Raw genomic sequence first — 26,093 nt, 5'->3', positions numbered from 1 at the left:
ATGGTGGGTACTGGCGGAGCCTCGGCCGGGTGCCCGAGGAACGGGAGGGTCAGCGCGAGCTCTTGGGGTCCAGGGCGTCGCGCAAGCCGTCGCCGAGGAGGTTGAAGGCGAGCACGGTGACGAAGATCGCCATGCCCGGGACGACCATGAACATCGGGTCGACCTTGTAGTAGGCCACGGCGGAGCTGAGCATTCCGCCCCATGAGGCCTGCGGCGGCTGGATACCCACGCCGAGGAAGCTCAGGGAGGCCTCGAAGAGGATGTTGGTCGGGATGAGCAGCGTGGAGTAGACGAGGATCGGCGCCATCAGGTTCGGCAGCAGCTCGCGGAAGACGATGAAGGGGCCGCGGGCGCCGAGGCTGCGGGCCGCGTCGACGAACTCCCGCTCACGCAGCGAGAGCGTCTGGCCGCGCACGATGCGTCCGATGTAGGGCCAGCTGAAGAAGCCGATCACGAAGATCAGCACGCTGATGTGCAGCGGCAGTCCTTCGAGGCCGAAGGCCCCGCCCTGGAGGGCGGCCGAGATGGAGATCGCGAAGAGCAGCAGCGGGAAGGCGAGGAAGGTGTCCATCATGCGGCTGATCACCGTGTCGGCCCAGCCTCCGTAGTACCCGGCGATGACGCCCAGCACGGAGCCGATGAACACCGAGACCACGGTCGATCCGAAGGCGACCAGCAGGGAGACCCAGGAGCCTTCCAGGATGCGGGTGGCGATGTCGCGGCCGAACTTCGGCTCCACGCCCAGCGGGTGCTCCCAGCTGATGCCGCCGAAGGAGCCCACGGGGGTGGCCAGGGAGGGATCGATGAGGTCCTGGTGCAGGGCGTCCGGGTCCAGCCCGAAGATCCACTGGATCGGCTGCGAGAGCATGGCCAGGACCACCAGCAGCAGCACGACCATGCCGCCGGCCATCGCCACCTTGTCGCGCTTGAGTCTGGTCCAGGCGATACGGCCGAGCGAACGTCCCTCGATCGCCTTGCGCGGAACCTCGGAGGTGGCCACGGCTGCGGGCTCGGCCGCGCTGGTGTCCTGCAGTGGTGCCGTCATCGTGGTGGGACCCCTCTCGGCCGACATCGGTCGGCCCATGCCCGCCGCTGTGGCGGCTTGGTTCAATCGGCGTCGCTGGTGGTGCGATCGGCACGAAATGTGCCGGAAGTGCACGTGAAGAGCTGGTGTTTGCGAGATGGACCGGCCTTCGGTGGGGTGGAGTCTTCAACGCCCTCTCAAGCGCCCGCCAGACCCCCCGGGGATGTGATGCGCAACCGTGATCTACGCCTACACCTTCCGTTATCCGAACCCCGGGATCTGTTGAGCGGTGAAACACCGCCCGTTCTGCACGGAACGGACATCCGGCCCAACTGCCCTTTCGGGCATGGATCTTGGGCGGATTCACCGGATATGCCGAAGGCCGCACCGATGGGATCGGTGCGGCCTTCGAGAAGGATGTATCGATATTCGGGTATCGCGTCAGTACGCCGGCGCCTGGCCTTCACGGTCGTAGAAGGGCCGGGTCTGCGCGCGCAGCCACATGGCGACGGGGTCGTGCTCGTCCCCGAGTGCGACCGTGCACACCGGGACGCCGTCGGGGACCACCCCGACCGACTGCCGCATCATCTCCCGTACGGATTCCAGCGCGGGCGCGGAGGCGTCGTACAGGTCGAGCCCGACCGCGAGGTACGGGGAGCCGAGCGCGGGCTGCACCCACGCGCGGCGCAGCGACCGCACGGCCGGGGTGCGGTGGGCGTGCTGGGTCAGCAGCCCGTAGAACTGCGGGAGCTCGATCGCGGGCTCGGAGAGGCGCAGCGGGCCGGCCGGCATCCGGTCCAGGCCGGTGGCGATCCGGCGCAGATCGGCCCAGGGCACGCCGAGGCCGCCGCCCTGGGCGTGCGGGTTGAGCCACAGGCCCCAGCGGTCCGGGTACAGCGCGCGGGCGATGTCCCGCCCGGTGACCACCTCGTAGCCCCGGTTCCAGCCGCTGGCGGCCAGCTCCTGGGGGGAGGTGACGCAGGGCGCGTAGCCGAGGCTCTCGACCTCCATACCGCCGTACTGGGCGTCCGGGGAGCCCGGCTGCCCCTGCCAGAGCAGCATCCACAGCCGGCCCTCGGAGAGGGCGTGCAGGAGTGACTCGTAACTCTCGTAGCGCCCGGGAGTCACCTGGCGCATCATGTGCTCGACCTGCCCGGCCGCGGCCGTGCCTGACGCACTCACCCGGAACCCCTCTTCGTCCGCCCGTCGCTCCACGCGTGTCCTCCGAACCGGCAATCGCGCGTGCGGCCAGGAGATGTAACCAGCTTAAGCGGCCCTACGGCAGGTAGAAGGGGCGTACGCGCTCACGAATCCAGTCCGTGACCGGGTCCTGGACGGCATCCAGCAGGATCAACTGCACCGGCCACGGCGGCGGGACACGGGTCAGGGCCCGTCCGAGGGCCTCCATCGGAGCGGCCTGCATCTCGGGTTCCCATCCCACCAGGCGGACACCGACGAACAGCTGGGGTGCCCCGCCCTCGACGCTGGCGAGGCAGCGGTGCGCGGCGGCGACCACTGCGGTGGCCCGGAACTCCTCGGTGGCGGCGGCGAGGAAATCCACCGGATCCTCCTGCCAGTCGGGCTCGAAGAGCCGTACCCGGCCACCGGTGGCCGGGCCGTCCAGCGGGGTCCGGCCGCTGCGGCAGAGCTCCGCGACGGCGGGCGGCGGGAGCGGTACGCCGACGGCGCCCTCGGGATTGAGGGCGATGCCGAGCTGCGGGGGCAGGCCGCGGGCGAACTCGGCGGCGGGAGCCACGGCGAAGTCCATGCCGGGGCCGACGCAGGCGAGGAACTGGGCCTCGGAGCTGTAGACGGGGACGTACGCCGCCCCGCCGATGTCCATGGTGGGCAGGTCGAGGCCGGCCGTCGTCGGGGTGCCCCCGCCCGGCAGGGGCACCCATACCTGGCTGCGCCCGAGGACCTCCAGGATCCGCCCCCCGGCGTCCGGCTGCCCGAGCGCCGCCCCGAGCACCTGCTCCAGCTCATTCCCCGGCCAGCCGCTGCCCTGCATCTGCCCCTGCCTCTGTCTCATTCCCGCGCGTGTCGCCCCGCAGGGTACCGGCCCCGCGCGCTGCCGCGCCGCCGGGGTTCGGCCGGCGCCGAAAAGACCGGCGGGGCTCGATCTGGTCAGGTAGTGAAGGCTATGCGGGTCACCGTCGCGGCGGAGGCCCGGTCCAGCAGGGTCGCCGAGGCGCAGCCCGCGGGCGGCCGGCCCGCCTCGGCCTCGCGGAGCAGCCGGGTCACCGCGCCGCGGTGGCGGGCGAAGGCGTAGGCGGAGACCCGGCGGCCGCGCGCGGCCTGACCGGAGAGGGCCTCCTCGGGGCTGCTGTCCAGCAGGAGCAGGTGCAGCGCCCGGCCCCGGCGGCGCGCGGCGGCCGCCAGCAGGCCGCGTACCCAGGCCTGCGTACCGCAGTCGTGGACGACGACGGAGGCCCCGGAGCGCAGGATCCGCCACAGCCCCCAGTAGTGCGCGGCGCGCACCAGCGGCCGGTACACCGCGTACGGCAGCGCCGCGGGCATGCGGCGCTCCCAGCGCTCACGGGTGTCCTGGGAGTCCACGGCCCCGCCCTCGGCGGCCGCCCGCTTGATCAGCGTGCTCTTGCCGCCACCGGGCAGGCCGGACACCACGACGATGTCCCCGGCCGCGAAGCCGAGCCGGCGCGGGGCGCGCGCGGCCGGTCCGCGCAGGTCACGTACGAGGCCGAGGCCGGTGTCGGCCGCCCGCCCGCGCCCGCGGGCGCCGCGCTGCGCGGGTACCGCCTCCACCGTTCCCGTCGTCGTCACCACTCCGAATCTCCGCACAGTGTTCGCCTCCCCCGAATCGGGTCACCAGGACCCTTGCCCACTGAGTGTAAAGAGACGGTAATCCGGCGGCCCCGGTTCCGGTCCGGCCCTTCGGAGGGCCGTACGAACTTTCGGACCCCGCCGCCCGATCTCGGGCATGGCGTGCAATGATGTGCGCCATCTGGACCAACTGCATACCGGCCGCTTGAATCCGCGCGGGAGAGTCCCGGCACGCCGCAAGGCCGTGCGCGGGCGCCGAAGGAGCAAGAACCTCCCTTGAATCTCTCAGGCCCCGTACCGCGTGGATGAGGCAGATCTGAAAAGCGAGCTGCTGCGCAGCTCCACCCAAGGTGCAAGTCGATGAGAAGAACCGGCGATCTGCGGATCGGCGGAACTCTCGGCGAACCTCTCAGGTTCCGATGACAGATGGGGAGGAACGTCCTCGTCATGTCATGTCGATGCCCTGGGACCCGGGAGCCACACCCATGAGCACTGCCCCCCGCCTGACCGCCCTCGATGCGCTGCACCGCTCGCTCGGTGCGACCATGACCGACTTCGCGGGCTGGGACATGCCGCTGCGGTACGCCAGCGAGCGCGACGAGCACAACGCCGTACGCACCAAGGCCGGTCTCTTCGACCTGTCCCACATGGGCGAGATCACGCTGACCGGCCCGGAGGCCGTCAAGGCCCTGGACCACGCCCTCGTCGGCAACATCTCCACCGTCGATGTCGGCCGCGCGCGCTACACGCACATCTGTCAGGAGGACGGCGGGATCGTCGACGACCTGATCGTCTACCGCCTCGGCGAGACCGAGTACATGGTCGTCGCCAACGCCTCCAACGCCCAGGTCGTCCTGGACGCCCTGACCGAGCGCGCCGCCGGCTTCGACACCGAGGTCCGCGACGACCGCGACGCGTACGCGCTGCTCGCCGTGCAGGGCCCGGAGTCCCCGGGCATCCTGGCGTCCCTGACCGACGCCGACCTGGACGGCCTGAAGTACTACGCCGGCCTGCCGGGCACCGTCGCGGGCGTCCCCGCGCTGATCGCGCGCACCGGCTACACGGGCGAGGACGGCTTCGAGCTGTTCGTCGCCCCCGAGCACGCCGTGGAGCTGTGGCAGGCGCTGACCAAGGCGGGCGAGGGCGTCGGCCTGGTCCCGGCCGGCCTGTCCTGCCGCGACACCCTGCGCCTGGAAGCGGGCATGCCGCTGTACGGGCACGAGCTGACCACCTCCCTCACCCCGTTCGACGCGGGCCTGGGCCGGGTCGTGAAGTTCGAGAAGGAGGGCGACTTCGTCGGCCGCGCCGCGCTGGAGGCCGCCGCCGAGCGCGCCGCCACGAACCCGCCGCGCAAGCTGGTCGGTCTGATCGCCGAGGGCCGCCGCGTCCCGCGCGCCGGGTTCCCGGTCGTCGCCGACGGTCAGGTCATCGGCGAGGTCACCTCCGGCGCCCCGTCCCCGACGCTGGGCAAGCCGATCGCGATGGCGTACGTGGACGCGGCGCACGCCGCGCCCGGCACGTCCGGCGTCGGCGTCGACATTCGCGGTACGCATGAGCCGTACGAGGTCGTGGCGCTGCCGTTCTACAAGCGGCAGAAGTAGCCCCACGCACCACGTCCGCCGTCCGGGAACCCGTACGGCGCCGTCTCAGTACCCAAGACCGCAGTTCGTATCCACTCCCCCGCATCCAGGAGAATCAGGTCATGAGCAACCCCCAGCAGCTGCGTTACAGCAAGGAGCACGAGTGGCTGTCGACCGCCGAGGACGGCGTCGCGACGGTCGGCATCACGGAGTTCGCGGCCAACGCGCTCGGTGACGTGGTCTACGCCCAGCTCCCCGCGGTCGGCGACACGGTGACCGCCGGCGAGACCTGTGGCGAGCTTGAGTCGACCAAGTCGGTCAGCGACCTGTACTCCCCCGTCACCGGCGAGGTCGTCGAGTTCAACCAGGACGTCGTGGACGACCCGGCGCTCGTCAACACCGCCCCGTTCGAGGGTGGCTGGCTGTTCAAGGTGCGCACCGCGGAGGAGCCGGCCGACCTGCTCTCCGCCGAGGAGTACGCCGCGCTCACCCACTCCGACAACTGACACCCCAGGGGATCCTGATGTCTGTTCTCAACACCCCTCTGCACGAGCTCGACCCGGACGTCGCCGCCGCCGTCGACGCCGAGCTCGCGCGCCAGCAGTCCACCCTGGAAATGATCGCGTCGGAGAACTTCGCTCCGGTCGCCGTCATGGAGGCCCAGGGCTCGGTCCTGACCAACAAGTACGCCGAGGGCTACCCGGGCCGCCGCTACTACGGTGGCTGCGAGCACGTCGACGTCGTCGAGCAGATCGCGATCGACCGCATCAAGGCGCTGTTCGGCGCCGAGGCCGCGAACGTCCAGCCGCACTCCGGTGCGCAGGCCAACGCCGCCGCGATGTTCGCGCTGCTGAAGCCGGGCGACACGATCATGGGCCTCAACCTGGCCCACGGTGGTCACCTGACCCACGGCATGAAGATCAACTTCTCCGGCAAGCTCTACAACGTGGTCCCGTACCACGTCGACGAGACCGGCGAGGTGGACATGGCCGAGGTCGAGCGCCTCGCCAAGGAGTCCAAGCCGCAGCTGATCGTCGCCGGCTGGTCCGCCTACCCGCGCCAGCTGGACTTCGCCGCCTTCCGCCGCATCGCGGACGAGGTCGGCGCGTACCTGATGGTCGACATGGCACACTTCGCCGGTCTGGTCGCCGCCGGTCTGCACCCGAACCCGGTGCCGCACGCCCACGTCGTCACCACCACCACGCACAAGACCCTCGGCGGTCCGCGCGGCGGTGTCATCCTGTCGACGCAGGAGCTGGCCAAGAAGATCAACTCCGCGGTCTTCCCTGGTCAGCAGGGCGGCCCGCTGGAGCACGTGATCGCGGCCAAGGCGGTCTCCTTCAAGATCGCGGCCTCGCCCGAGTTCAAGGAGCGCCAGGAGCGCACCCTGGAGGGTGCGAAGATCCTCGCCGCCCGCCTGGTCCAGGACGACGTCAAGGCCGTGGGCGTGGACGTCCTCACCGGTGGCACCGACGTGCACCTGGTCCTGGTCGACCTGCGCAACTCCGAGCTGGACGGTCAGCAGGCCGAGGACCGCCTCCACGAGGTCGGCATCACGGTCAACCGCAACGCCATCCCGAACGACCCGCGGCCGCCGATGGTCACCTCGGGTCTGCGGATCGGTACGCCGGCCCTGGCCACCCGCGGTTTCGACGCCGAGGCCTTCACCGAGGTCGCCGAGATCATCGCGCAGGCCCTGAAGCCCGCGTACGACAGCGAGGCCCTGAAGGCTCGCGTCTCCGCGCTCGCCGCGAAGTTCCCGCTGTACCCGACGCTCTAACCGGCGTCCGGCCAACGGCCACGGAGGGCCCGGCCTTGTAACCGCACAGGCCGGGCCCTTCCCATGACCGGGGCCCGGCACCCCTCCCCCGGTCGCGGCGGGCCCCCGCCCCCGCCCCTGCGACTCCCGGCGGCCGCGGCGCCCCGCGGCCCGCACGCCGCAGCGGTCCGGCGCCGCCCCGCACCGGCGCGCCCCGCACCGGCGCGCCCCGCACCGCGGTCCGCACCGGCCCACGGCCCCGGACACCCGGCCGACCCGTCCACGTAATCCTTCCCACCTCGTCCGGCAGCCGAGGCGTTCACCTCGCCGCGTTAAGCTCGTCTGCCGGACAAAATCCGAATAATCCACTTCTCCTCTCCTGCCCCCTCCCACCCCACGAGCAGACAAGGGAGTCCGCCACCGTGGCCATCTCCGTCTTCGATCTCTTCTCCATCGGTATCGGTCCCTCCTCCTCCCACACGGTCGGTCCGATGCGGGCCGCGCGCATGTTCGTGATGCGGCTGAAGAAGGACGGCGTGCTGGCCCAGACCGCCTCCGTCCGGGCCGAGCTCTTCGGATCCCTCGGCGCGACCGGCCACGGTCACGGCACCCCCAAGGCGGTGCTGCTCGGTCTGGAGGGCCACTCCCCCCGCACGGTGAACGTCGAGACCGCCGACGACGAGGTCGAGCGCATCCGCAAGAGCGGCCGGCTGCGACTGCTGGGTGCGGAGATAGGCGATGTCCACGAGATCGCCTTCGACGAGCCGAACCAGCTGATCCTGCACCGCCGGCGCTCCCTGCCGTACCACGCCAACGGCATGACGCTCTTCGCGTACGACAGCGCCGGCACCCCGCTGCTGGAGAAGACCTACTACTCGGTCGGCGGCGGCTTCGTCGTGGACGAGGACGCGGTCGGCGAGGACCGGATCAAGCTCGACGACACGGTGCTGAAGTACCCCTTCCGCTCCGGCGACGAGATGCTGCGCCTCGCGAACGAGACCGGCCTGTCGATCTCCTCGCTGATGCTGGAGAACGAGAAGGCCTGGCGCACGGAGGAGGAGATCCGCGAGGGCCTCCTGGAGATCTGGCGCGTCATGCAGTCCTGCGTCTCGCGCGGCATGTCCCGTGAGGGCATCCTCCCGGGCGGTCTGCGGGTCAAGCGCCGGGCCGCCGCCACGGCGCGCCAGCTGCGCACCGAGGGCGACCCGATGCTGCACCGCAGCGAGTGGGCGACGATCTACGCGATGGCGGTCAACGAGGAGAACGCGGCCGGCGGCCGCGTGGTGACCGCGCCGACCAACGGCGCCGCGGGCGTCCTGCCCGCCGTGCTCCACTACTACATGAACTTCGTGCCGGGCGCGGACGAGGACGGCGTGGTCCGCTTCCTCCTCGCCGCGGGCGCGATCGGCATGCTGTTCAAGGAGAACGCGTCGATCTCCGGCGCCGAGGTCGGCTGCCAGGGCGAGGTGGGCTCCGCCTGCTCGATGGCGGCCGGTGCCCTCGCCGAGGTCCTCGGCGGCACCCCGGAGCAGGTCGAGAACGCGGCCGAGATCGGCATGGAGCACAACCTCGGTCTGACCTGCGACCCGGTCGGCGGCCTGGTGCAGATCCCCTGCATCGAGCGCAACGGCATGGCGGCGGTCAAGGCCGTCACCGCGGCACGGATGGCGATGCGCGGCGACGGCAGCCACAAGGTGTCCCTCGACAAGGTCATCAAGACCATGAAGGAGACCGGCGCCGACATGAAGGTCAAGTACAAGGAGACCGCCCGCGGCGGCCTCGCGGTCAACGTCATCGAGTGCTGACGCGCACCGCGTGACACGAGAGGGGCCCGGCGCGTGCGCCGGGCCCCTCTTTCCGTCCCCGGAACCGGGGAACAGGACGCGAGCGGAACCGGAACCGTGCGATCCCCGACGGCGTCCTCGGTAGTGCCACCAGTCCCCGTCTCTCGAGAAACGAGGGGACGTCATGATCCACGCCCGTCTCCGGCAGTTCGTGGCCCTGGCAACCGGCGCCCTGCTCGCCGCCTGCCTCTCCTTCGCCGCGCCTGCCTCGGCCTCCACCACCGTCGCCACCGCAACCCAGGCCCCGACCCCGCTCGTGGTCAACGCCCGCTGGGCCGGGCACCCCACGTACGACCGCATCGTCATCGACCTCCAGGGCTACGCCCCCGCGGTCACCGTCACGCCCGTCCCGCACCTGGTCTACGACGGCTCCGGCAAGCCCGTGCCGCTGCCCGGGAAGTACTTCCTGGAGATCCGGCTCAACCCCGCCGCCGCGCACAACGACGCGGGGCAGAGCGTCTACCACGGGCCCAAGCTGCAGAAGATCAACCTGAGCAAGCTCAAGGGCATCGCCCTGACCGGCGACTACGAGGGATACGTGACCTTCGGCGCCGCCTTCGACACCCTGCCGTACTACCGCGCGTTCCCGCTGCACTCGCCGGAGCGGTTCGTCGTGGACATCGCGCACTGAACCGGTGCCGGTACGGCGAGGCCCGGGGCGCGCGAGCCCCGGGCCTCGCCGTACCGGCCCGGGGCCGTCACCGCCGCCAGAACAGGTGGTGCGTCACCCCGCTCGCGCTGGGCACGACGTCGAGGTGGAACCGGTCGAGCAGCTCGTCGGGTGACTCCCAGAGTCTGACCCCGGCTCCGATGTCCACCGGTGCGACCGCCACGTGCAGGGTGTCGACGAGGCCGGCGTCGAGGAACCCGCGGATCGTGGTGGCCCCGCCGCCGAGCCGGACGTCCTTGCCCTGCGCGGCTTCCCGCGCCCGGTCGAGGACCGTGGCCGGGTCGGCGTCGGCGAAGTGGAAGGTGGTGTCGGAGAGCGTGAACGAGGGACGCGGGTGGTGGGTCATGACGAACACGGGGGTGTGGAACGGGGGCTCCTCACCCCACCAGCCGCGCCACTCGTGGTCGGCCCAGGGCCCGCGCTGGGGACCGAACTTGTTGCGGCCCATGATCTCGGCGCCGATGTTGTGCGTGAAGTCCCGGGTGAAGTAGTCGTCGAGGCCCCGGCTCCCCCCGGGGTCGGTGCGGTTGGGCCAGCTCGCGGTGGCTCCGGCCCAGAAGAACAGCTCGCCGGGGTCGGCGTGGCCGAACGGCCGCGCGAGGCTCTGGTGCTCACCGGCACCGAATCCGTCGCGGGAGACGGTGAAGTTCTGGACTCTCAGCAGTTGCTCCACGGGCTTCCTCCACTCTGGCCGTCCACCATGAGACCGCCCCGGAACGGAGAACTCATCGGTGTTCGGGGTTGGGGAAGTCGGAGCGGCAGCCCGCGTCCCACTGCGCGCGCTGGTTGCCGTGCGGCGGGATGCCGCCCGAGCGCTTGAGCAGGGCGGCCAGGTGCATGAGGTTCCAGGACATGAAGGCGGTGTTGCGGTTGGTGAAGTCGTTCTCGGGGCCGCCCGAGCCGGGGTCCAGGTAGGAGGGCCCGGGCCCGGCCTCGCCGATCCAGCCCGCGTCGGCCTGCGGCGGAATCACGTAGCCGAGGTGCTGGAGGCTGTAGAGGACGTTCATGGCGCAGTGCTTGACGCCGTCCTCGTTACCGGTGATCAGCGCGCCGCCGACCCGCCCGTAGTAGGCGTACTGGCCCCGCTCGTTCAGCAGCGAGGAGCAGGCGTAGAGCCGCTCGATGACCTGCTTCATCACGGAGCTGTTGTCGCCGAGCCAGATGGGGCCGCACAGGACGAGGATGTCGGCGTCCATGATCTGGCTGTAGAGGACCGGCCACTGGTCGCTCTCCCAGCCGTGCTCGGTCATGTCGGGCCAGACCCCGGTCGCGATGTCGTGGTCGACGGCGCGGATGAGGGAGGTCCGGGTGCCGGCCGATTCCATGGCCCTGCGGCTCCGGTCGATCAGGCCCTCGGTGTTGCTGGTCTCGGGTGAGCGTTTGAGCGTGCAGTTCACGTAGAGGGCGGTCAGGTCCGAGTAGTCGTATTCGGCAGCCACACCCCCAGCCTCGCCAGGGCGGGTCGGCGCCGCCAGCGGGCCGCGCCCGTCCGGGGACGGCCCTGCGGAGGCGGCGGCGGGGCCGGCGCCGCCGCAAACCTAGGATGGCGCCATGTCGCTGCCGCACGCCATCCTCACCGCCCTGCTGGAGAAGCCCTCGTCCGGGCTGGAGCTGACCCGGCGGTTCGACAAGTCGATCGGGTACTTCTGGTCGGCGACGCACCAGCAGATCTACCGCGAGCTGGGGCGGCTGGAGGAGTCCGGGCTGATCCGGGAGCTGCCGAGCGAGGTGCCCGTGCGCGGGCAGAAGAAGGAGTACGAGGTGCTGCCCGCCGGCGGCGCGGAGCTGGCCCGGTGGGTCGGCGAGAGCCAGGATCCCAAGCCGATGCGCGACCCGCTGCTGCTGCGGATCCGCGCGGCGGGTGTCGTGGGGCCGCAGGGGCTCGGTCCCGAGCTGCGGCGCCATCTGGAGCTGCACCGGCGCCAGCTGGCGCAGTACGAGGCCATCGAGGAGAAGGACTTCCCGCCGGGGCGGGACGCCGTGGAGGACCGGCTGCGGCGGCTCGTGCTGCACGGCGGGATCGCCCTGGAGACGTTCTGGCTGCACTGGCTGGAGGAGGCCCTGGACGAGGTCGAGGACATGTCCGGACCGCAGGCCTGACGCCGCCGGGCCCGGATGTCCGGCGCCCGGCGCCGGACGCACGCTGCCGCCCCGCTCCGGCGGTCCGGGGCGGGGCGGCAGCGGAGGGACTACTTGTTCAGGGAGGCCCAGAACTCGTCGAAGCTCAGCAGGCCGTCGCCGTTCGCGTCCTTGGAAGCGATCACGGCGTCCGCGACGGGGCCGGTGACGAACGGGTCGCCCATGGCCGCCATGGCCGCCTTGAACTCGTCGGCCGTGACGAAGCCGTCACCGTTCACGTCGAACTTGCCGAACGTCGTCCGTGCGCTCTCGATGTCCGCCACTGGGTCCACTCCTTCTTGATGCCTTGTTGACCGGCTCAGGGTAGCGGCCGTCCCGGCTCGCGCCCGCCCCGGGTCCCGTTCGAGCGGCAGAAACGATTTCAATTACCGCCCCGTAATACGGAATCGATAATTCCGACCGAACAAATCAAGATTCCACTTGTCACACTCCGGGGCCACGGCATAACGTACTGGCATTGCCGCCACACCAGGAGCGCAGGGCTCCCAGGGACAAGTGGCAACAAGGGCGATCAATCAGATGACGATCACGGCTGACGCATCATTCGAAGTTCTGCCCTTCACCCGCACCTGCCGACACATCTGGGAAGACGGCGACCATGTGCTCATCGGCGTGAGCCCCGGAAACAGCTATTTCAGCGCCGACCGCATCGCCGACCTGGCCCGCTGGGCCACGGCCCGGTTCGCACAGGTCGACTTCGTCTACGCGGACCTCCACGTGGACCGGATGTTCGCCGCCTTCGGGCACACCCGGGAGCACGCGGAGAAGCGCGCGGCAAAAGAGATCAAGGCGGTCCGGCGGCGGATCCTCAAGGGCGTGACGGAATCAGGACCTCCGCAGGTTGAAATCCGCGTTCGCGCACTTTCCGAATTCCAGTCGAACCCCGTCTACCAGCTACTGCACCGACGCGTCCTGCATTTCCTGGAGACCGACGACGAATTCCGCAAGGGCTGCGAGGAAATGGCCCTGCATTTCGTCGGCTCCAAGTTGCCGGAAGGTGAATCGATCACGGCCGAGCAGTTGCGCGTCTGTTTCGATTACATGGCGGCCGAGCTGCCGTTCTTCGTGGACACCCCGAGCATTCTCGACGTGCCGTCCTCGGTGGCGGCCTACCACGTCAGGATGCCGCTGACCGATGTCCTGTTCGCACGCGGCGGAGGCCTGCGCGCGACCCGCAACCAGGCGTACGCCGTCGTACGGCCCGAGGCCAACGCACCCGGGAGCACCGCGGACCACGCACCGACCGAAAGGACCGCCGATGAGCGTCGAGCAGCTTGAGGGCCCGGGGACCGCGGAGCGGCCGCTCCTGGACTTCCCGCTCTCCCGGCGCGGTGACGTGCTCCCGCAGGAGTGCGCCTGGCTGCGCGAGAAGGCGCCGGTCGCCCGGGTCCGCACCCTCACCGGGGACCCGGCCTGGCTGGTGAGCAGCTACGCGCTGGCCAAGCAGGTACTGGAGGACGAGCGCTTCAGCCTCAAGGACACGGCGAACGACGGTGTCCCGCGGCAGTACGCGCTGACGATCCCGCCCGAGGTCGTCAACAACATGGGCAACATCAACAGCGCCGGACTGCGCAACGCCGTGATGAAGGCGCTGAACCCCCGCCAGGAGGGGCTGCGGGACCTGCTGCGCGCCCGGGCCGGCGAGCTCGTCGACGCGCTCGTGGCGGAGGGCGGCCCGGCCGATCTCCGGGCGGGCTTCGCCGACCCGTTCTCGGCGGCGCTGCACTGCCAGGTGCTGGGGGTGCCCTTCGAGGACTGGCGCCGGCTGATGTCGGGCCTGGACGTCGCGTTCATGACCGCGCGCGAGCCGTTCGCCGACTCCGCCCTCAACTGGTACAAGGACGTGGGCTACTTCGCCGACCGGCTGAACGACCAGCTCGCGCTGGCTCCCGAGGAGCGTACGGGGCTCCTCGGCAGGTTCGCCGGGCTGAAGGAGGCGGACCCGGAGTCGGCGCACCTGACCGACGACATGTTCGCGACGGTCGCCGTCTCCCTCTTCGGTGCGGGCGCGGTCTCCACCTCCGCGTTCCTCACGCTCGCGGTGCTCGCACTGCTCCAGCGGCCCGAGCTGATCGGGTACCTGCGCCGGCACCCGGAGCGCATGGCCGGGGCGGTGGAGGAGCTGCTGCGCTGGAACCTGTCCGTCGGCGACGGCCTGCCGCGCATCGCCCTGGCGGACGTCCGGGTCGGTGACGTGCTGGTGAAGGAGGGTGAGCTCGTCCTCGTCCTCCTGGAGGGGGCCAACTTCGACCCGGAGGCCTTCGCGCGTCCGGACGAGCTGGACCTGGAGCGCGAGAGCGCCAACCCCCACCTCGCCTTCGGCGCCGGCCGGCACTTCTGCCCGGCGTCCGCGCTGGGCCGGGCCCATGCCGAGATCGCACTGGAGGTGCTGGTGGAGCGGCTGCCCGCGCTGCGGCTCGCGGTGCCCTCCGAGAACCTCGTCTGGCGTACGGGCTTCATCAAGCGGCTTCCGGAGCGTCTTCCGGTCGCCTGGTAGCCCGTGGTCCGGCGCATGGACCGCGGTGTCCCGGGAGCTGTGCGAGCTTCCGGGGCACCGCCGTGTCCGGCCCGACGGAGACGGCCTAGCGGAAGATGCCGGTGTGGCCGAGGGAGTAGCGGCCGGGTTGCGGGTACACGGCGAGTCCGTGCGGTCCGCCGCCCACCGGGATCCGGGCGATCTGCTTGCCGGTCTGCGTGTCGAGCGCGTAGACCTCGGAGTTGTAACGGCCCGACAGCCACAGCACCTTGCCGTCGGCGGAGACCCCGCCCATGTCGGGGCTTCCGCCGTCCGGCAGCGTCCACTTCTTGGTGAGCTTGTTCTCGGGGAAGTTGAAGACCGAGACGGTGCCCTCACCCCGGTTGGAGACGTACATCTCCTTGGAGTCGCGGCTCACGTAGAGGCCGTGGCAGCCCTTCCCGGTGGGCAGCAGTTTGGGGGTCTCGAACTTGTCCCCGCCGAGCACCCACATGCCGTGCGCCATCATGTCCGCGACGTAGAAGGTCTTCCCGTCCGGGGAGACCTTGACGTCCTGCGGCATCGCGCCCTCGAACGGCAGCTTCTGCTGGCCGACGACCTCCATGCGCTCGGTGTCGACCTTGAGGAGTTCGCCGGAGAACTCGCAGCTCACGATGAAGTAGCGCCCGTCGGCGGAGAAGTCCGCATGGTTGACCCCGTAGCAGGTCACGGGCACCGTCTTCACCCGGTCCATGGTGTGCGGGTCGCGGAAGACCAGCTCCTTGTCCATCGAGGCCATGACGATGGCGTACTTGCCGTTCGGCGTGAAGTACAGGTTGTACGGGTCGTGCACCTCGACCGGCTTTCCGGCCTCGCCGGTGGCCGGGTTGATCGGGGTGAGGGTGTGACCGCGGTTGTTGTTGACCCACAGGGTCTTCAGGTCCCAGGAGGGGACCACGTGCTGGGGCTGGACCCCGACCGGGATGGTGTCGATGACCTGGTAGGTCGTCGGGTCGATGACGGACACCGTGTTGGAGTTGGTGTTCGGCACGTAGACGCGGGACGGGAAGTCCTTGACCACCGGGGAGAGCTTGTTCGGCCGGTCCGCCGCGTAGACGTCGTTCGGATCGAGCACGGGCGGCATGCCGGGCAGACCGGGCGGGGCGGCCGGCGCGGCCTTGACGGGCTTGGCCGGGCCCTTGGTGCCGAGCGCCTCGGCGGGTTCCTTGCCGGCTGATCCGCAGCCGGCCAGGGCGGCGAGGACCAGACCTGCCAGCAGCGCGCCGGCAGTCCGGGGAAGGCGGGTGGTCGTCATGGGGTCAGCAGCTCCGTGGTGGTCACCGCGCGCAGTTCGCGGCGCGCGAGTTCTTCGAGGAGGGGAGGCATCGCGTCGACCGTGTCCGCGTAGCCGAAGTGCAGGCTCACCACCGATCCGGGCCGGATCGTCCCGATGACGGTGCGGATGACGGCCGCGGCACCGGGCGAGGTGAAGTCGAGGGAGTCCACGTCGTACGAGAGGACGTGCGGGTAGCCCGCCCGCTGGGCCAGTTTCCGGACGAGGGGGGTCGCGTACTGGGTCTGGGAGGGCCGGAACCAGGTGCCGATGGATCCGGTGAGCCGCTTGAGCCGCTGGGCGCAGCCGGTGATCTCGGCGTAGGCCTCCGCCTCGGGCATGCCGTTGATCGCGAGGTGGCGCTGGGTGTGGTTGCCGAGCTCGTGACCGCCGTCGAGGATGCGCCGGGCCAGCTCCGGGTGTGCGTCGAGCCAGGATCCGATGGCCAGTACGGTGACCCGCGCGCCCCCCTTCTCGGCCGCGGCCAGCACCGCCCGGGCGATGGCGGGGTCCCCGTTGCCGTGGAAGGTGAGGGCGACGCGGGGACGGTCGCGCGGACCGTGGCCGATCTCGACGGGCTGCCCGGCGAACCGGCGCGGGGCGGCGGCCGGAGCCGCCTGTGCCGGGCGGGCCGGCCGGGCCGGACCCGGCGGCGGCCCGGAGGGCGCGGTGGCGGGCCGACCCGGTCCGCAGGCGGCGGTGAGGCCGGCCGCGGCGGCGCCGGCCGTCCCGAGAGCGGCCACGCGCAGGGCCGCGCGGCGGCCTGGTTGTGAGAGCACCTGCCCATTTAAGGGGTGGATGACCCGGAAGGTAATGATTGACCCAATTCAGGACGGTCGCCAAAAGGGGCCAACCGGGTGGTCGGGTCGCTATGTGATCAACGATTCACACAGAGCAGTCGATACTTATTCATAGATTACGAGGTGAGTGGCTCACCTCACCTAGGATTTAGCTAGAAAGTCTTATGATTTGCCCACTTATGTCCAAGTAGGGACTTTTGGCGTTCGGGCCCTCGTCTGCCATAGTCGGAACCACGACTTCCCATTGACCCGAGCGAAGTCGCCACGCCGAGGATCACACCCCCTTAGATCCTCGGCGCACCCATGAAGCCCCCACACCGCCCCACCCGGCGCACGGGGGCTTCAGGCGTTCCGGGGGTCAGGCGTTCTGGCGGTCGGCGACCCGCATCTCGAACCAGGTGATCTTCCCGCGCGGCAGCAGGTCCGCACCCCAGCGGTCGGACAGCTTGTCGACGAGGAAGAGGCCCCGGCCGGTGGTGTCCATCTCGTGGACCGGCATCAGGCAGGGCAGTCCGCGCGAGGGATCGCGCACCTCCACCCGGATCCAGCCGCGGCGGCGCAGCATGCGTAAGCCGAAGGAGCGGGCCCCGGTGTGCCGGACCGCGTTGCCCACGAGCTCCGAGACCAGCAGGACGGCATGCTCGGCGATCTGCGGCGAGAGGCCCCAGAGGCGGACCACCACGCACTGGGTGAGCCGGCGCGCGGTGCTCGCCGACTCCGGCATGGACGGCAGCGTCACTTCGGCCTCGGCCGGATTTCCGTACAACTCCAGCGCCTTGAGGCCCTGTTCGTCCTCAACGGCCGCCGTGAGCCGTACCGCCGAAGCGCTGCCGCGCTGCTGCCGCGGCTGTTCCACACCCTCCAGGCCCGCCATGCACCCATCATGGACGGCCGACCCGCCCTCCCGGGCCGTTCCACAGGAAAACACCCCCCGGATTCAACGACTCCAAGGGGGTGTTCTGTCATATGCGGGAGGCAATCGGAGGGCCTCGGCGCACACCTTGACCTGCGGTGACACACCGCACGGAAGTGATCACAGCGAGTGGATCACTCATTCTCCTTAAGGCTGCCTTAAGGCCTGGCTAATCCACCCACAGGGAGGACCGGAGTCCTCGGCCGAGGCTTCAGCTCAGACGAACTTCGCCTTGCCCGGGCCCTCTTCGACGAAACTGCGCATCCCGCGCTCACGGTCTTCGGTCGCGAACAGGCCCGCGAACCAGTTGCGTTCGATGGTGAGGCCGGTGTCGATGTCGGCCTCCAGACCCGCGTCCACGCACTCCTTGGCGGCGCGCAGCGCGATCGCCGGACCCTGCGCCAGCTTGGCGGCCCAGGCGTGCGCCTGCTCGTACACCTCGGCGGCGGGCACCACCCGGTCGACCAGGCCGAGGGTCAGCGCCTCGTCGGCCTTGACCATGCGCCCGGTGAAGATCAGGTCCTTGGCCTTGGACGGTCCGACCAGCCGGGACAGCCGCTGGGTGCCGCCCGCGCCCGGGATCAGGCCGAGCAGGATCTCGGGCTGGCCGAGCTTCGCGTTGTCGGCGGCGATCCGGTAGTCGGCACACAGCGCGAGTTCGCACCCGCCGCCCAGCGCGTAGCCGGTGATGGCCGCGACGACGGGCTTGGGGATACGGGCGACGGCGGTGAAGGCGTCCTGGAGCGCACGGGACCGGGCGACCATCGCCGCGTGGTCCATCGTCTGCATCTCCTTGATGTCCGCGCCCGCCGCGAACACCTTCTCGCCGCCGTAGATGATGACCGCGCGGACGTCCGCCCGGTCGGTCGCCTCCACCGCGAGCTCGCGCAGCCGGTCCTGGGTGGCGATGTCCAGGGCGTTCATGGGCGGCCGGTCCAGGCGGATGGTGCCGACGCCTTCGGAGACTTCGAGAGAGAGGGTCATACGGGCCAGGTTAGCGCCGGTTAACGCGAAGTGGCCCGGTGCTGTGGGTCACAGCACCGGGCCCTCACCGCATGGGCGGCGTACTACTTGATCCACTCCGCCCACGGCATGTTCCAGCCGTTGAGGCCGTTGTCCGGGGCGATCTGCTTGTCCTTCGAGTTCTTCACGACGACCACGTCGCCGATCAGCGACTCGTTGAAGAACCAGGCCGCCGGGGCGTCGGAGTCACCGCCGCCGCGCTCGTCACGCAGGCCCACGCAGCCGTGGCTGACGTTCGCCGAGCCGAAGGTGCCGGAGGAAGCCCAGTAGTTGCCGTGGACGAAGGTCCCGGAGTTCGACAGGCGCATGGCGTGCGGGACGTCGGCGATGTCGTACTCGCCGCCGAAGCCGACGGTCGCGCCGTTCATCCGGGTCACCTTGTACTTCTCGCTGATGACCATCTGACCGTTGTACGTGGTCGTCGACGGGGCGCCCGCGGTGATCGGGACGTTCTTGAGCACCTGGCCGTCACGGACGACCTCCATCTGCTTGGTGCTCGCGTCGACCGTGGAGACCTGCGAGCGGCCGACGGTGAAGGTGACCGTACGGGTCTGCTTGCCGTAGACGCCGGGGCGGCCTTCGACCCCGTCGAGGGCGAGCTTCACGGTGACCTTGGTGCCCGCGGCCCAGTAGTTCTCGGGGCGGAAGTCGAGGCGGTCGTTGCCGAACCAGTGGCCCTCGACCTGGACGGCCGGCTCGGCGGTGACCGTGATGGCCTTCTCGACGGCCTCGGGGTTGGTGATCCCCCGGGTGAAGTTGATCGAGACCGGCATGCCCACGCCGACGGTGGCGCCGTCCTCGGGCGTGTAGTGGCCCACGAAGGTGTTCGTCGGGGTCAGGGTGGTGAAGGTGGTGTCCTTGGCGGACTCCCGGCCGGCCTCGTCCTTGGCGACCGCGTGCACCTTGTACTCGGTGGCGGAGGCCAGGTGGCGGGCCGGCTCCCAGCTCGCGCCGTCGTCGGCGAGCTTGCCCTCGACCGCGTTGCCCTTGGTGTCCGCCACGGTCACCGTGCTGAGCTTGCCGCCCGTGCTCGATATCTTCAGGACGCCGCTGGTCGCGACCTCCTTCGCCCCGTCGTCGGGCTTGACGCTGACGACCGCCTTGGAGGCCTCGGTACCGGTCTTGCCGCCACCCCCGGCGTTGTCGCCACCGCTGCCGCCGCCGTTACCACCGCCACTGCCACTGCACGCGGTGGTGAACAGCAGGGCCGCCCCCAGCAGAAGGGCCGGCAGGCCGGTGCGGGCGCGGCCGCGTATCGGCTGCAGGTTCACTCGTGATCTCCCCATGTCCCCCGCGCGCGGACTGTCGCGCGCTTGTTGACAGGTAATCACACGGAGAGATCACGATGAGCCACGGTCTTGTCACCGTTCCGTCCCAACTGCCCGGAGAAGTGCCGCGGCGGCCGCCCCCGTGACCGGGGCACGGTAGGTGATCAGGCCAATCCCGAGGGGGCGGCCGCCGAGGGGTCAGGCCCGGGGGCCCTTGGAGTGCTTGGAGTGCTTCGGGTGCTTCGGGTGCTTGGAGTGCTGGGGGTGCTTCGGCTGCTTGCCCTTGCCGTGGTCGCCCTTCGGGTGCTTCGGCTGCTTGCCCTTGCCGTGGTCGCCCTTCGGGTGCTTCGGCTGCTTGGGGTGCTTGTCCTTCCCGTGGTCACCCTTGCCGTGGTCGTCCTTGCCGTGGTCGACCGGCTTGTTCCGCAGCGTGACCACGATGCGCCGGTCGGGGGTGCCGATGTCCAGGCGCAGCGGGCCGGTGACCCGGTCGGCGGGCAGTACGTAGCCCGCGGGGACCGCCGTCTCGACCAGGTAGTACCAGCCCTCGGGGAGCGGGCCGAAGTTGCAGACGCCGGTCCGGTCGGTGGTGCAGCCCGGGGCGGCCCGGCGGTCGGCGCTGCTGCCGCGCGTCTGCAGGCCCGGGGTGTTGTTGGTCTCCTGCCACAGCTCGAAGACCGCGCCGCGCAGCGGCAGCCTGGTCCGGGCGTCCTGCTTCACGACCCGGACCGAGCCCTCGTACTCCTCGGTCACCGGGGTGTTCGCGACGTCGACGACGATGCCGTCCGTCACGTCACCCCGGTCCAGGTCGAACCGGGTGGCCGGGTCGGCCGGGGTCTCGTACCCGACGGGGGCGGCGGTCTCCCGCCAGTAGTACGTGTGCCCGATCGGCAGCTCCACCGTGCAGGTGCCGCGGGTGTCCGTCACGCAGACCCCGTCGAGACGGGTGTCGCCGCCCGCGGGATCCGTCTGGAGGCCGGTGGAGCCGTTGCTCTCCCGCCAGAGCTCGAACTGCGCTCCCGCCAGCGGGAGGCCGGTGGCCCGGTCGGTCTTGCGCAGCACGACCCGGGCGGCGTCCGGCGGCTCGGGGGTGCGCCGGTTGCCGGCCTCGTACCGGACCCCGGCCGAGGCGTTCGCGGCGGTGAGGGTCAGCTCGTGGACGGTGTCGTCCAGGTCGTAGCCGGGCGGCGCCCCGGTCTCGCGCCAGTAGTAGGTGCCGGGCTCGGTGGTCCGCTCACAGATGCCGGAGGCCGGCGTCGTGCACTCGGCGACGAGGGTGTCGGCGCCCGGAGCGGTGTCCTGCAGGCCGTCCCTCCCGTTCGTCTCCCGCCACAGTTCGAACCGTGCCCCCTGCAGCGCCGCGCCCGTCTCCGCGTCCCGCTTGAGGACCGAGACCGTGCCGGTCACCGGGGCCGGGCCGCCGCACTCGGGCAGGTCGCCGTTGAAGGGGTAGGAGTGGAACTCCTGGCCCCCGCCCCCGGTCGTGCTGCTGCCGTGGGTGACGGAGCCGGTGGTGAAGAAGCGCCCGTTGATGCCGGGCAGGGTGACGGTGGTCTCCGAGGACTGCTGCCCCATGAGGAAGCTGCCCTGGAACTGGCCGCCGCCGGTCAGGTTCACGGTGGTGGCGTCCGGGAAGTTCCACAGCAGCCGGTCGCGGTAGGCGTTGAGGGGGGCGGTGTCCTGGATGCCGCCGCTGTACGTGCTGATCGTGCGGGTGGCGCCCAGGACGTTCACCAGCACGGTGGCCGTGTCCGGGATCCGCGCGAACCGGACGCCCTGCTGACCGCCGCCGTTGCCGACCAGGTTCGCGTCGACGTTGAAGACCTGGAGCGAGGAGGTGCCGTCGCCGGTGAAGAGCGTCTCGTAGCCGTTGTTGACGGCCGTGCCGGTGGCGCGGCGCGGCTGCCCGTCGACCCGTGCGTAGCACTGGCTGGCGGCGCTGAGCCGGTCGCGCAGCCCCGCGTACGGGGTGACGGCGGCGGGGTCCCGGACCGGGCGGCCCGTCACCATGCCCGAGACGGAGCCGGCGTACCGGACCACTCCGCCGTCGGCGAGCAGGCGTTCGCCCGACGCGACGGTGACGGAGCCGCCGGTGGTGAGGAAGTCGGCGCCGACGGGCGGGGGCACCAGCGATCCGGCGCCGACGATGCCCACGTTGTAGCGGCTGTCCCCGCCCGCCTGCTTGTTCTGGTCGAAGTCGCCGAGGACGACGAGCCGGCCCTCGGCCTCGGAGGCCCGGCCCCGGACCCGGAAGTCGCCTCCCGCGAAGATGTTGATGCCGTTGTCCCGGCCCTTCGGGATGCCGTCGGTGCCGATCGCCGAGTACGGGTCGGGGCAGTCTCCCGGCACGCAGGGCCCCAGCCCCCCGGGAAGCGGAGCTCTGGCGACCGCCGCCGGGCGGTCGCCACCGGGACCCTCCGCGAAGGCCGCGGGCGCGGCGGAGGCCAGTACGGCTCCGATCGCGAGCCCGAGGGTCCAGTTCCTTGCTGACATGACGCTCCGTCCGTTGCCTGCTGCCCTGATGTGCCCTGACAGGCTGGGGGCAGGCTTCGGCGGGGCGCGGCGGGGACACTCTGCGCTACGGCATTTCGATCACAGCGATCACTCTCCCGGGCGGGGCCGCCCGAGGGGGTGTCTTGCCGATCAGGCCGGGCTCGACCGACGAGACACGCCCTGGCGTGCTCAGGCGATGGCCGAGCCGGCGACCCAGTCCGCCCAGGACATGTTCCAGCCGCCCAGCCCGTTGTCCGGGGCGACCGTCTTGTCCTGCGAGTTCACGACCTGCACCACGTCCCCGACGAGGGTCCGGTCGAAGAACCAGCCGGCCGGGGTGTCGGAGCCGCCGCCCTTGTCGTCGCGCAGGCCCACGCAGCCGTGGCTCACGTTGGTGGTGCCGAAGGTGTCGGGGCTGGACCAGTAGTTCCCGTGCAGGAAGGTTCCGGAGGAGGTGAGCCGCATGGCGTGCGGGACGTCGGGGATGTCGTACTCGCCGCCGAAGCCGACGGTCTGGCCGTTCATGCGGGTGACGTCGAACATCTCCATCACCACCATCTTGCCGTTGTAGGTGGTGGTCTTGGGCGCCCCGGCGCTGATCGGCACGGTCGACACCAGCTGCCCCTCCCGGCGGACCTCCATGGTGTGCTCGGCCGCGTCCACGGTGGAGATCTGGGAGCGGCCGACGGTGAAGCCGACGCTCTTGTCCTGGATGCCGTACACGCCGGGCGCGCCCTCGATGTCACGCAGGTCCATCTTCACCGTGACCTTGGTGCCGGACTTCCAGTACTCCTTGGGCCGGAAGTCGAGCCGCTCCCGCCCGAACCAGTGGCCGACGACCTGTACGCCCGGGTCGGAGGTGACGGAAATGGCCCGCTCCACTTCGGCGCGGCGCTCGATCGCCTGGCTGAACCGGAAGGAGACGATCATGCCGGTGCCGACGGTCGAGCGGTTCTCGGGTTTGAAGTAGCCGATGAACCGCTCCTCGGGAACGAAGGTGGTGAAGGTGGTGTGGCGGGCCTGGCGGCGGTCGTGCCCGTCGAGGGCGACGGCGTCCACGGTGTACTTGGCCGCGAGCGCGAGCCGCCCGGACGCGGGGTCGGGGCTCCAGCTGAGCCCGTCGTCGGCGATGGCGCCGGGGACCTGTTCCTGCTGCGCGTCCTCCACCTTGGTCACGACGACCCGCTCCAGACGGCCCTCGGGCACGGTGACCGACAGCCGTCCGTCCGCGGGGACCCCCTTCGCGTTGTCGTCGGGGGTGATGCGGATGGCCTCGTCCGGCGAGCGGGGTTTGCCGGGCAGCTGGATCTCGACCGGGGCCTTGCCGTCCTGGGTGCATCCGGCCAGGCCGCCCAGCAGGCCCGCCCACGCCGCCACGGCGGCCAAGCCCGCCCCTGCCCGCCTCGTCAGAAGTGTCACGATCCCTCCAACGACCGGGCGCTGCGGGGGAAACGTGAGCGCGGGCCACGTTCCGGGCAGAACTGTCCGGGCAGAACAGTGTGAAGGACCAGACGGGGGCGGGCCCAGGCCGGGACGCCGGGGCCGCACTCTCCCCTACCCCCGCCGGTACCCAGGAGCCGTGGAGGCGGGCAGTGTCGAGCGCAGCCGAGCAGGAGGCGGTGGAAGCCGTCAGCAATGCCGCGGAAGCGGTGCGGAGCGGCCGGGCCGCGCCCGTACCGCAGATCGAAGGGCGACTGAAGGAGCGGCCGAACGGCCAGGTCAGGGGCCAGGTGTTACGGGTGCACGCGCGCCCGGGGGCGCCGGTGTGGCCGGGGTCCTCGCATCCGCTGGGGGCCCGGTTCCATCACGGTCCCGACGGGACCGCGGGCACCAATTTCGCCCTGTGGGCGCAGGGCGCGGAGGCGGTGGAGGTGTGTCTCTTCGACGAGGCCGGCGCCGAGACCCGCTGCACCCTGACGGAGCACACGCACGAGATCTGGCACGGGTTCGTGCCGGGCGTACGCCCCGGGCAGAGGTACGGATTCCGGGTGCACGGCCGCTGGGATCCCTGGACGGGCGCCCGGTACAACCCGGCGAAGCTGCTCCTGGACCCGTACGCGCGGGCCGTGGACGGGGACTTCACCCTGCCCCCCGAGGTGTACGCGCACGTCCGGGACTGGCCGCAGCAGTACATCGCGGACACCGTTCGGGACGACCGGGACTCCGCGCCGTTCGTCCCGAAGGGCGTGGTCGTCCACGATGACGACGACTGGGCGGACGATGTCCGGCCGAAGACCCCGTGGGCCGATTCGGTGATCTACGAGCTGCACGTGCGCGGCTTCACGATGCGCCATCCGGGTATTCCCGAGGAACTGCGCGGCACCTACGCGGGCCTGGCCCACCCGGCGGCGATCGAGCACCTGACGAGGCTGGGGGTGACGGCGGTCGAGCTGCTGCCGGTGCACCAGTTCGCGCACGAGGACCATCTGCTGCGCCGGGGGCTGCGCAACTACTGGGGCTACAACTCGATCGGCTACTTCGCCCCGCACGCGGCGTACTCGGCGAGCGGTACGGCCGGGCAGCAGGTCGGGGAGTTCAAGCGGATGGTCCGGGCCCTGCACGCGGCCGGGATCGAGGTCATCCTCGACGTGGTCTACAACCACACGGCGGAGGCGGGCGAGCTGGGCCCGACGCTGTCGCTGCGCGGGATCGACAACCGGGGCTACTACCGGCTCCAGTCCGACCAGCGGCGGTACTCCGACTACACGGGCTGCGGGAACACCCTGCACGCGGGGCGCCCGCACGTGCTGCGGCTGATCACCGACTCGCTGCGCTACTGGGTGACCGAGATGGGAGTGGACGGCTTCCGCTTCGACCTGGCGGCGGCGCTGGCCCGGTCGATGCACGACGTGGACATGCTGTCGCCGTTCCTCGCGGTGATCGCCCAGGACCCGGTGCTGCGGCGGGTGAAACTGATCGCCGAGCCGTGGGACGTGGGCTCGGGCGGCTACCAGGTGGGGGCGTTCCCGCCGCTGTGGACGGAGTGGAACGACCGTTACCGGGACGCCGTACGGGACTTCTGGCGGGGCGCGCTGCCCGACGTGCGGGATCTCGGCTACCGGCTGTCGGGCTCCAGCGACCTGTACGCGTGGGGCGGGCGGCGGCCGTACGCCTCGGTGAACTTCGTGACCGCGCACGACGGTTTCACCTTGCGCGACCTGGTGTCGTACGAGCGCAAGCACAACGAGGCGAACGGGGAGGCGAACCGGGACGGGACGAATGACAACCGGTCGTGGAACTGCGGGGCGGAGGGCGGGAGCGACGATCCCCGGATCGGCGTGCTGCGCCGCCGCCAGCTGCGCAACCTGCTCACCACGCTGCTGCTGTCCACGGGCGTGCCGATGCTGGTGGCCGGGGACGAGTTCGGGCGGACGCAGGACGGCAACAACAACGCGTACTGCCAGGACAACGAGACGGGCTGGGTGGACTGGTCGCTGCTGGAGGATCCGGCCTGGCAGTCGCTCTTCGCCCTGGCCTCCCGGCTGATCGCGCTGCGCCACTCCCATCCGGTGCTGCGGCGGCGGGCGTTCTTCTCCGGGCGCTCGCAGGGCGCGGACGGTCTGCGGGACCTGGCCTGGTTCACCCCGGCGGGCGCGGAGATGACGGAGCGGGACTGGTACGCGCCGGCCTCCTCGCTGGGGATGTACCTGTCGGGGCGGGACATCCCGGGCCGTGACGAGCGGGGCCGGCAGGTGACGGACGACAGCTTCCTCGCCCTGCTGCACACCGGGGACCGGCCGGTGGAATGGGCCTTGCCGGGGGCGCCCTGGGCGCAGGTGTACGAGGTCGTCCTGGACACCTCCCTGGAGGCCCAGTCCGATCCTCCCCGGACCCGGCACCGCGGCGGGCAGACCCTGACGGTCCCGGCGCGGTCGGTGCTGCTGCTGAAGGTGGTGAGCTGAACGGCGGACCGGCCCGGCCCGTGCTGCTGGTTCCGGACGTCCCCGACATCCGGAACCAGCTCCCTCGTTCGTGCTGCGATGATGTGTTCGACATCGTCTCGGAGGG

General features: G+C 70.9%; 23 protein-coding genes and 1 riboswitch. Of the genes, 9 read left to right on the top strand and 14 right to left on the bottom strand.

The genetic code is table 11. The features are described from left to right. Window positions 1–49: 49 nt before the first annotated feature. The 4 genes from ACFY0D_RS09210 to ACFY0D_RS09195 all read right to left on the bottom strand — a co-directional run bounded on the left by ACFY0D_RS09210 (window position 50) and on the right by ACFY0D_RS09195 (window position 3,808). Window positions 50–1,045, bottom strand: coding sequence for an ABC transporter permease (locus ACFY0D_RS09210; RefSeq protein ID WP_314244204.1), 996 nt, complete (start codon window positions 1,043–1,045; stop codon window positions 50–52). A 420-nt stretch (window positions 1,046–1,465) separates the two neighbouring features. Beyond that, window positions 1,466–2,206, bottom strand: coding sequence for an enhanced serine sensitivity protein SseB C-terminal domain-containing protein (locus ACFY0D_RS09205; protein ID WP_390797695.1), 741 nt, complete (start codon window positions 2,204–2,206; stop codon window positions 1,466–1,468). Window positions 2,207–2,300: 94 nt separating this feature from the next. Next, window positions 2,301–3,056: an enhanced serine sensitivity protein SseB gene (locus ACFY0D_RS09200; protein ID WP_390797694.1), complete on the bottom strand. Its 756-nt coding sequence runs from the start codon at window positions 3,054–3,056 to the stop codon at window positions 2,301–2,303. Window positions 3,057–3,151: 95 nt separating this feature from the next. Next, window positions 3,152–3,808 carry an AAA family ATPase gene (locus ACFY0D_RS09195; protein ID WP_390797693.1) on the bottom strand — a complete coding sequence of 219 codons (657 nt, stop codon included), beginning with the start codon at window positions 3,806–3,808 and terminating at the stop codon, window positions 3,152–3,154. A gap of 206 nt (window positions 3,809–4,014) precedes the next feature. Continuing rightward, window positions 4,015–4,118: riboswitch (glycine riboswitch) on the top strand. A 175-nt stretch (window positions 4,119–4,293) separates the two neighbouring features. On the opposite strand from ACFY0D_RS09195, the gene gcvT reads away from it, so the two are divergent. The 5 genes from gcvT to ACFY0D_RS09170 all read left to right on the top strand — a co-directional run bounded on the left by gcvT (window position 4,294) and on the right by ACFY0D_RS09170 (window position 9,622). Then, entirely contained in the window at window positions 4,294–5,409 is a 1,116-nt protein-coding gene (gene gcvT / locus ACFY0D_RS09190; RefSeq protein WP_390797692.1) for a glycine cleavage system aminomethyltransferase GcvT, read from the top strand. Between the two features lie 101 nt (window positions 5,410–5,510). Beyond that, complete coding sequence (gene gcvH, locus ACFY0D_RS09185; RefSeq protein WP_301366365.1) at window positions 5,511–5,894, top strand: glycine cleavage system protein GcvH; 384 nt, start codon at window positions 5,511–5,513, stop codon at window positions 5,892–5,894. A 17-nt stretch (window positions 5,895–5,911) separates the two neighbouring features. Next, a complete protein-coding gene (gene glyA / locus ACFY0D_RS09180) occupies window positions 5,912–7,168 on the top strand; it encodes a serine hydroxymethyltransferase (protein WP_390797691.1) in 1,257 nt (418 codons plus the stop codon). A 401-nt stretch (window positions 7,169–7,569) separates the two neighbouring features. Further along, on the top strand, window positions 7,570–8,952 hold the full coding sequence (locus ACFY0D_RS09175) for an L-serine ammonia-lyase (RefSeq protein WP_390797690.1): 1,383 nt from the start codon (window positions 7,570–7,572) through the stop codon (window positions 8,950–8,952). Between the two features lie 163 nt (window positions 8,953–9,115). Beyond that, entirely contained in the window at window positions 9,116–9,622 is a 507-nt protein-coding gene (locus ACFY0D_RS09170; RefSeq protein ID WP_390797689.1) for a hypothetical protein, read from the top strand. 67 nt (window positions 9,623–9,689) lie between these two features. Here the strand turns inward: ACFY0D_RS09170 and ACFY0D_RS09165 are convergent, their stop codons facing one another. Next, the gene (locus ACFY0D_RS09165; protein ID WP_390797688.1) at window positions 9,690–10,334 is read right to left on the bottom strand and encodes a dihydrofolate reductase family protein; all 645 of its coding nucleotides are present in this window, start codon (window positions 10,332–10,334) and stop codon (window positions 9,690–9,692) included. 52 nt (window positions 10,335–10,386) lie between these two features. Then, window positions 10,387–11,100: a flavodoxin family protein gene (locus tag ACFY0D_RS09160; protein ID WP_390797687.1), complete on the bottom strand. Its 714-nt coding sequence runs from the start codon at window positions 11,098–11,100 to the stop codon at window positions 10,387–10,389. Window positions 11,101–11,212: 112 nt separating this feature from the next. On the opposite strand from ACFY0D_RS09160, the gene ACFY0D_RS09155 reads away from it, so the two are divergent. After that, window positions 11,213–11,761, top strand: a complete 549-nt coding sequence (locus ACFY0D_RS09155; protein ID WP_390797686.1) for a PadR family transcriptional regulator — start codon at window positions 11,213–11,215, stop codon at window positions 11,759–11,761. Between the two features lie 89 nt (window positions 11,762–11,850). On the opposite strand, the gene ACFY0D_RS09150 is transcribed toward ACFY0D_RS09155, so the two are convergent. Continuing rightward, a complete protein-coding gene (locus ACFY0D_RS09150; protein WP_030009288.1) occupies window positions 11,851–12,063 on the bottom strand; it encodes an EF-hand domain-containing protein in 213 nt (70 codons plus the stop codon). Window positions 12,064–12,319: 256 nt separating this feature from the next. Between ACFY0D_RS09150 and ACFY0D_RS09145 the strand changes: the two genes are divergently transcribed. Continuing rightward, on the top strand, window positions 12,320–13,078 hold the full coding sequence (locus ACFY0D_RS09145) for a tRNA-dependent cyclodipeptide synthase (RefSeq protein ID WP_390797685.1): 759 nt from the start codon (window positions 12,320–12,322) through the stop codon (window positions 13,076–13,078). Further along, on the top strand, window positions 13,059–14,297 hold the full coding sequence (locus ACFY0D_RS09140; protein ID WP_390797684.1) for a cytochrome P450: 1,239 nt from the start codon (window positions 13,059–13,061) through the stop codon (window positions 14,295–14,297). Before ACFY0D_RS09145 ends, ACFY0D_RS09140 begins: the two co-directional genes overlap by 20 nt. An 85-nt stretch (window positions 14,298–14,382) precedes the next feature. Here the strand turns inward: ACFY0D_RS09140 and ACFY0D_RS09135 are convergent, their stop codons facing one another. The 7 genes from ACFY0D_RS09135 to ACFY0D_RS09105 all read right to left on the bottom strand — a co-directional run bounded on the left by ACFY0D_RS09135 (window position 14,383) and on the right by ACFY0D_RS09105 (window position 23,495). Further along, window positions 14,383–15,570: a YncE family protein gene (locus ACFY0D_RS09135; protein ID WP_390797683.1), complete on the bottom strand. Its 1,188-nt coding sequence runs from the start codon at window positions 15,568–15,570 to the stop codon at window positions 14,383–14,385. Beyond that, a complete protein-coding gene (locus ACFY0D_RS09130; protein WP_390797682.1) occupies window positions 15,567–16,367 on the bottom strand; it encodes a polysaccharide deacetylase family protein in 801 nt (266 codons plus the stop codon). Before ACFY0D_RS09130 ends, ACFY0D_RS09135 begins: the two co-directional genes overlap by 4 nt. Before the next feature lie 379 nt (window positions 16,368–16,746). Continuing rightward, complete coding sequence (locus ACFY0D_RS09125) at window positions 16,747–17,262, bottom strand: ATP-binding protein (RefSeq protein ID WP_390797681.1); 516 nt, start codon at window positions 17,260–17,262, stop codon at window positions 16,747–16,749. 255 nt (window positions 17,263–17,517) lie between these two features. Continuing rightward, window positions 17,518–18,285 carry an enoyl-CoA hydratase/isomerase family protein gene (locus ACFY0D_RS09120; RefSeq protein WP_266379608.1) on the bottom strand — a complete coding sequence of 256 codons (768 nt, stop codon included), beginning with the start codon at window positions 18,283–18,285 and terminating at the stop codon, window positions 17,518–17,520. An 83-nt stretch (window positions 18,286–18,368) separates the two neighbouring features. Then, on the bottom strand, window positions 18,369–19,595 hold the full coding sequence (locus tag ACFY0D_RS09115) for an Ig-like domain-containing protein (protein ID WP_390797680.1): 1,227 nt from the start codon (window positions 19,593–19,595) through the stop codon (window positions 18,369–18,371). Between the two features lie 195 nt (window positions 19,596–19,790). Beyond that, window positions 19,791–22,085: a choice-of-anchor A family protein gene (locus tag ACFY0D_RS09110; RefSeq protein WP_390797679.1), complete on the bottom strand. Its 2,295-nt coding sequence runs from the start codon at window positions 22,083–22,085 to the stop codon at window positions 19,791–19,793. A gap of 189 nt (window positions 22,086–22,274) precedes the next feature. Next, window positions 22,275–23,495 carry an Ig-like domain-containing protein gene (locus ACFY0D_RS09105; RefSeq protein WP_390797767.1) on the bottom strand — a complete coding sequence of 407 codons (1,221 nt, stop codon included), beginning with the start codon at window positions 23,493–23,495 and terminating at the stop codon, window positions 22,275–22,277. Window positions 23,496–23,677: 182 nt separating this feature from the next. On the opposite strand from ACFY0D_RS09105, the gene glgX reads away from it, so the two are divergent. Continuing rightward, window positions 23,678–25,987, top strand: a complete 2,310-nt coding sequence (glgX, locus tag ACFY0D_RS09100; RefSeq protein WP_390797678.1) for a glycogen debranching protein GlgX — start codon at window positions 23,678–23,680, stop codon at window positions 25,985–25,987. Window positions 25,988–26,093 lie beyond the last annotated feature (106 nt).

The organism is Streptomyces sp. NPDC001502 (assembly GCF_042894785.1).
Lineage (GTDB): Bacteria > Actinomycetota > Actinomycetes > Streptomycetales > Streptomycetaceae > Streptomyces > Streptomyces kutzneri.
Note: the sequence above shows the minus strand (reverse complement) of the source record. Positions and strands in the feature narration are given on the sequence as shown.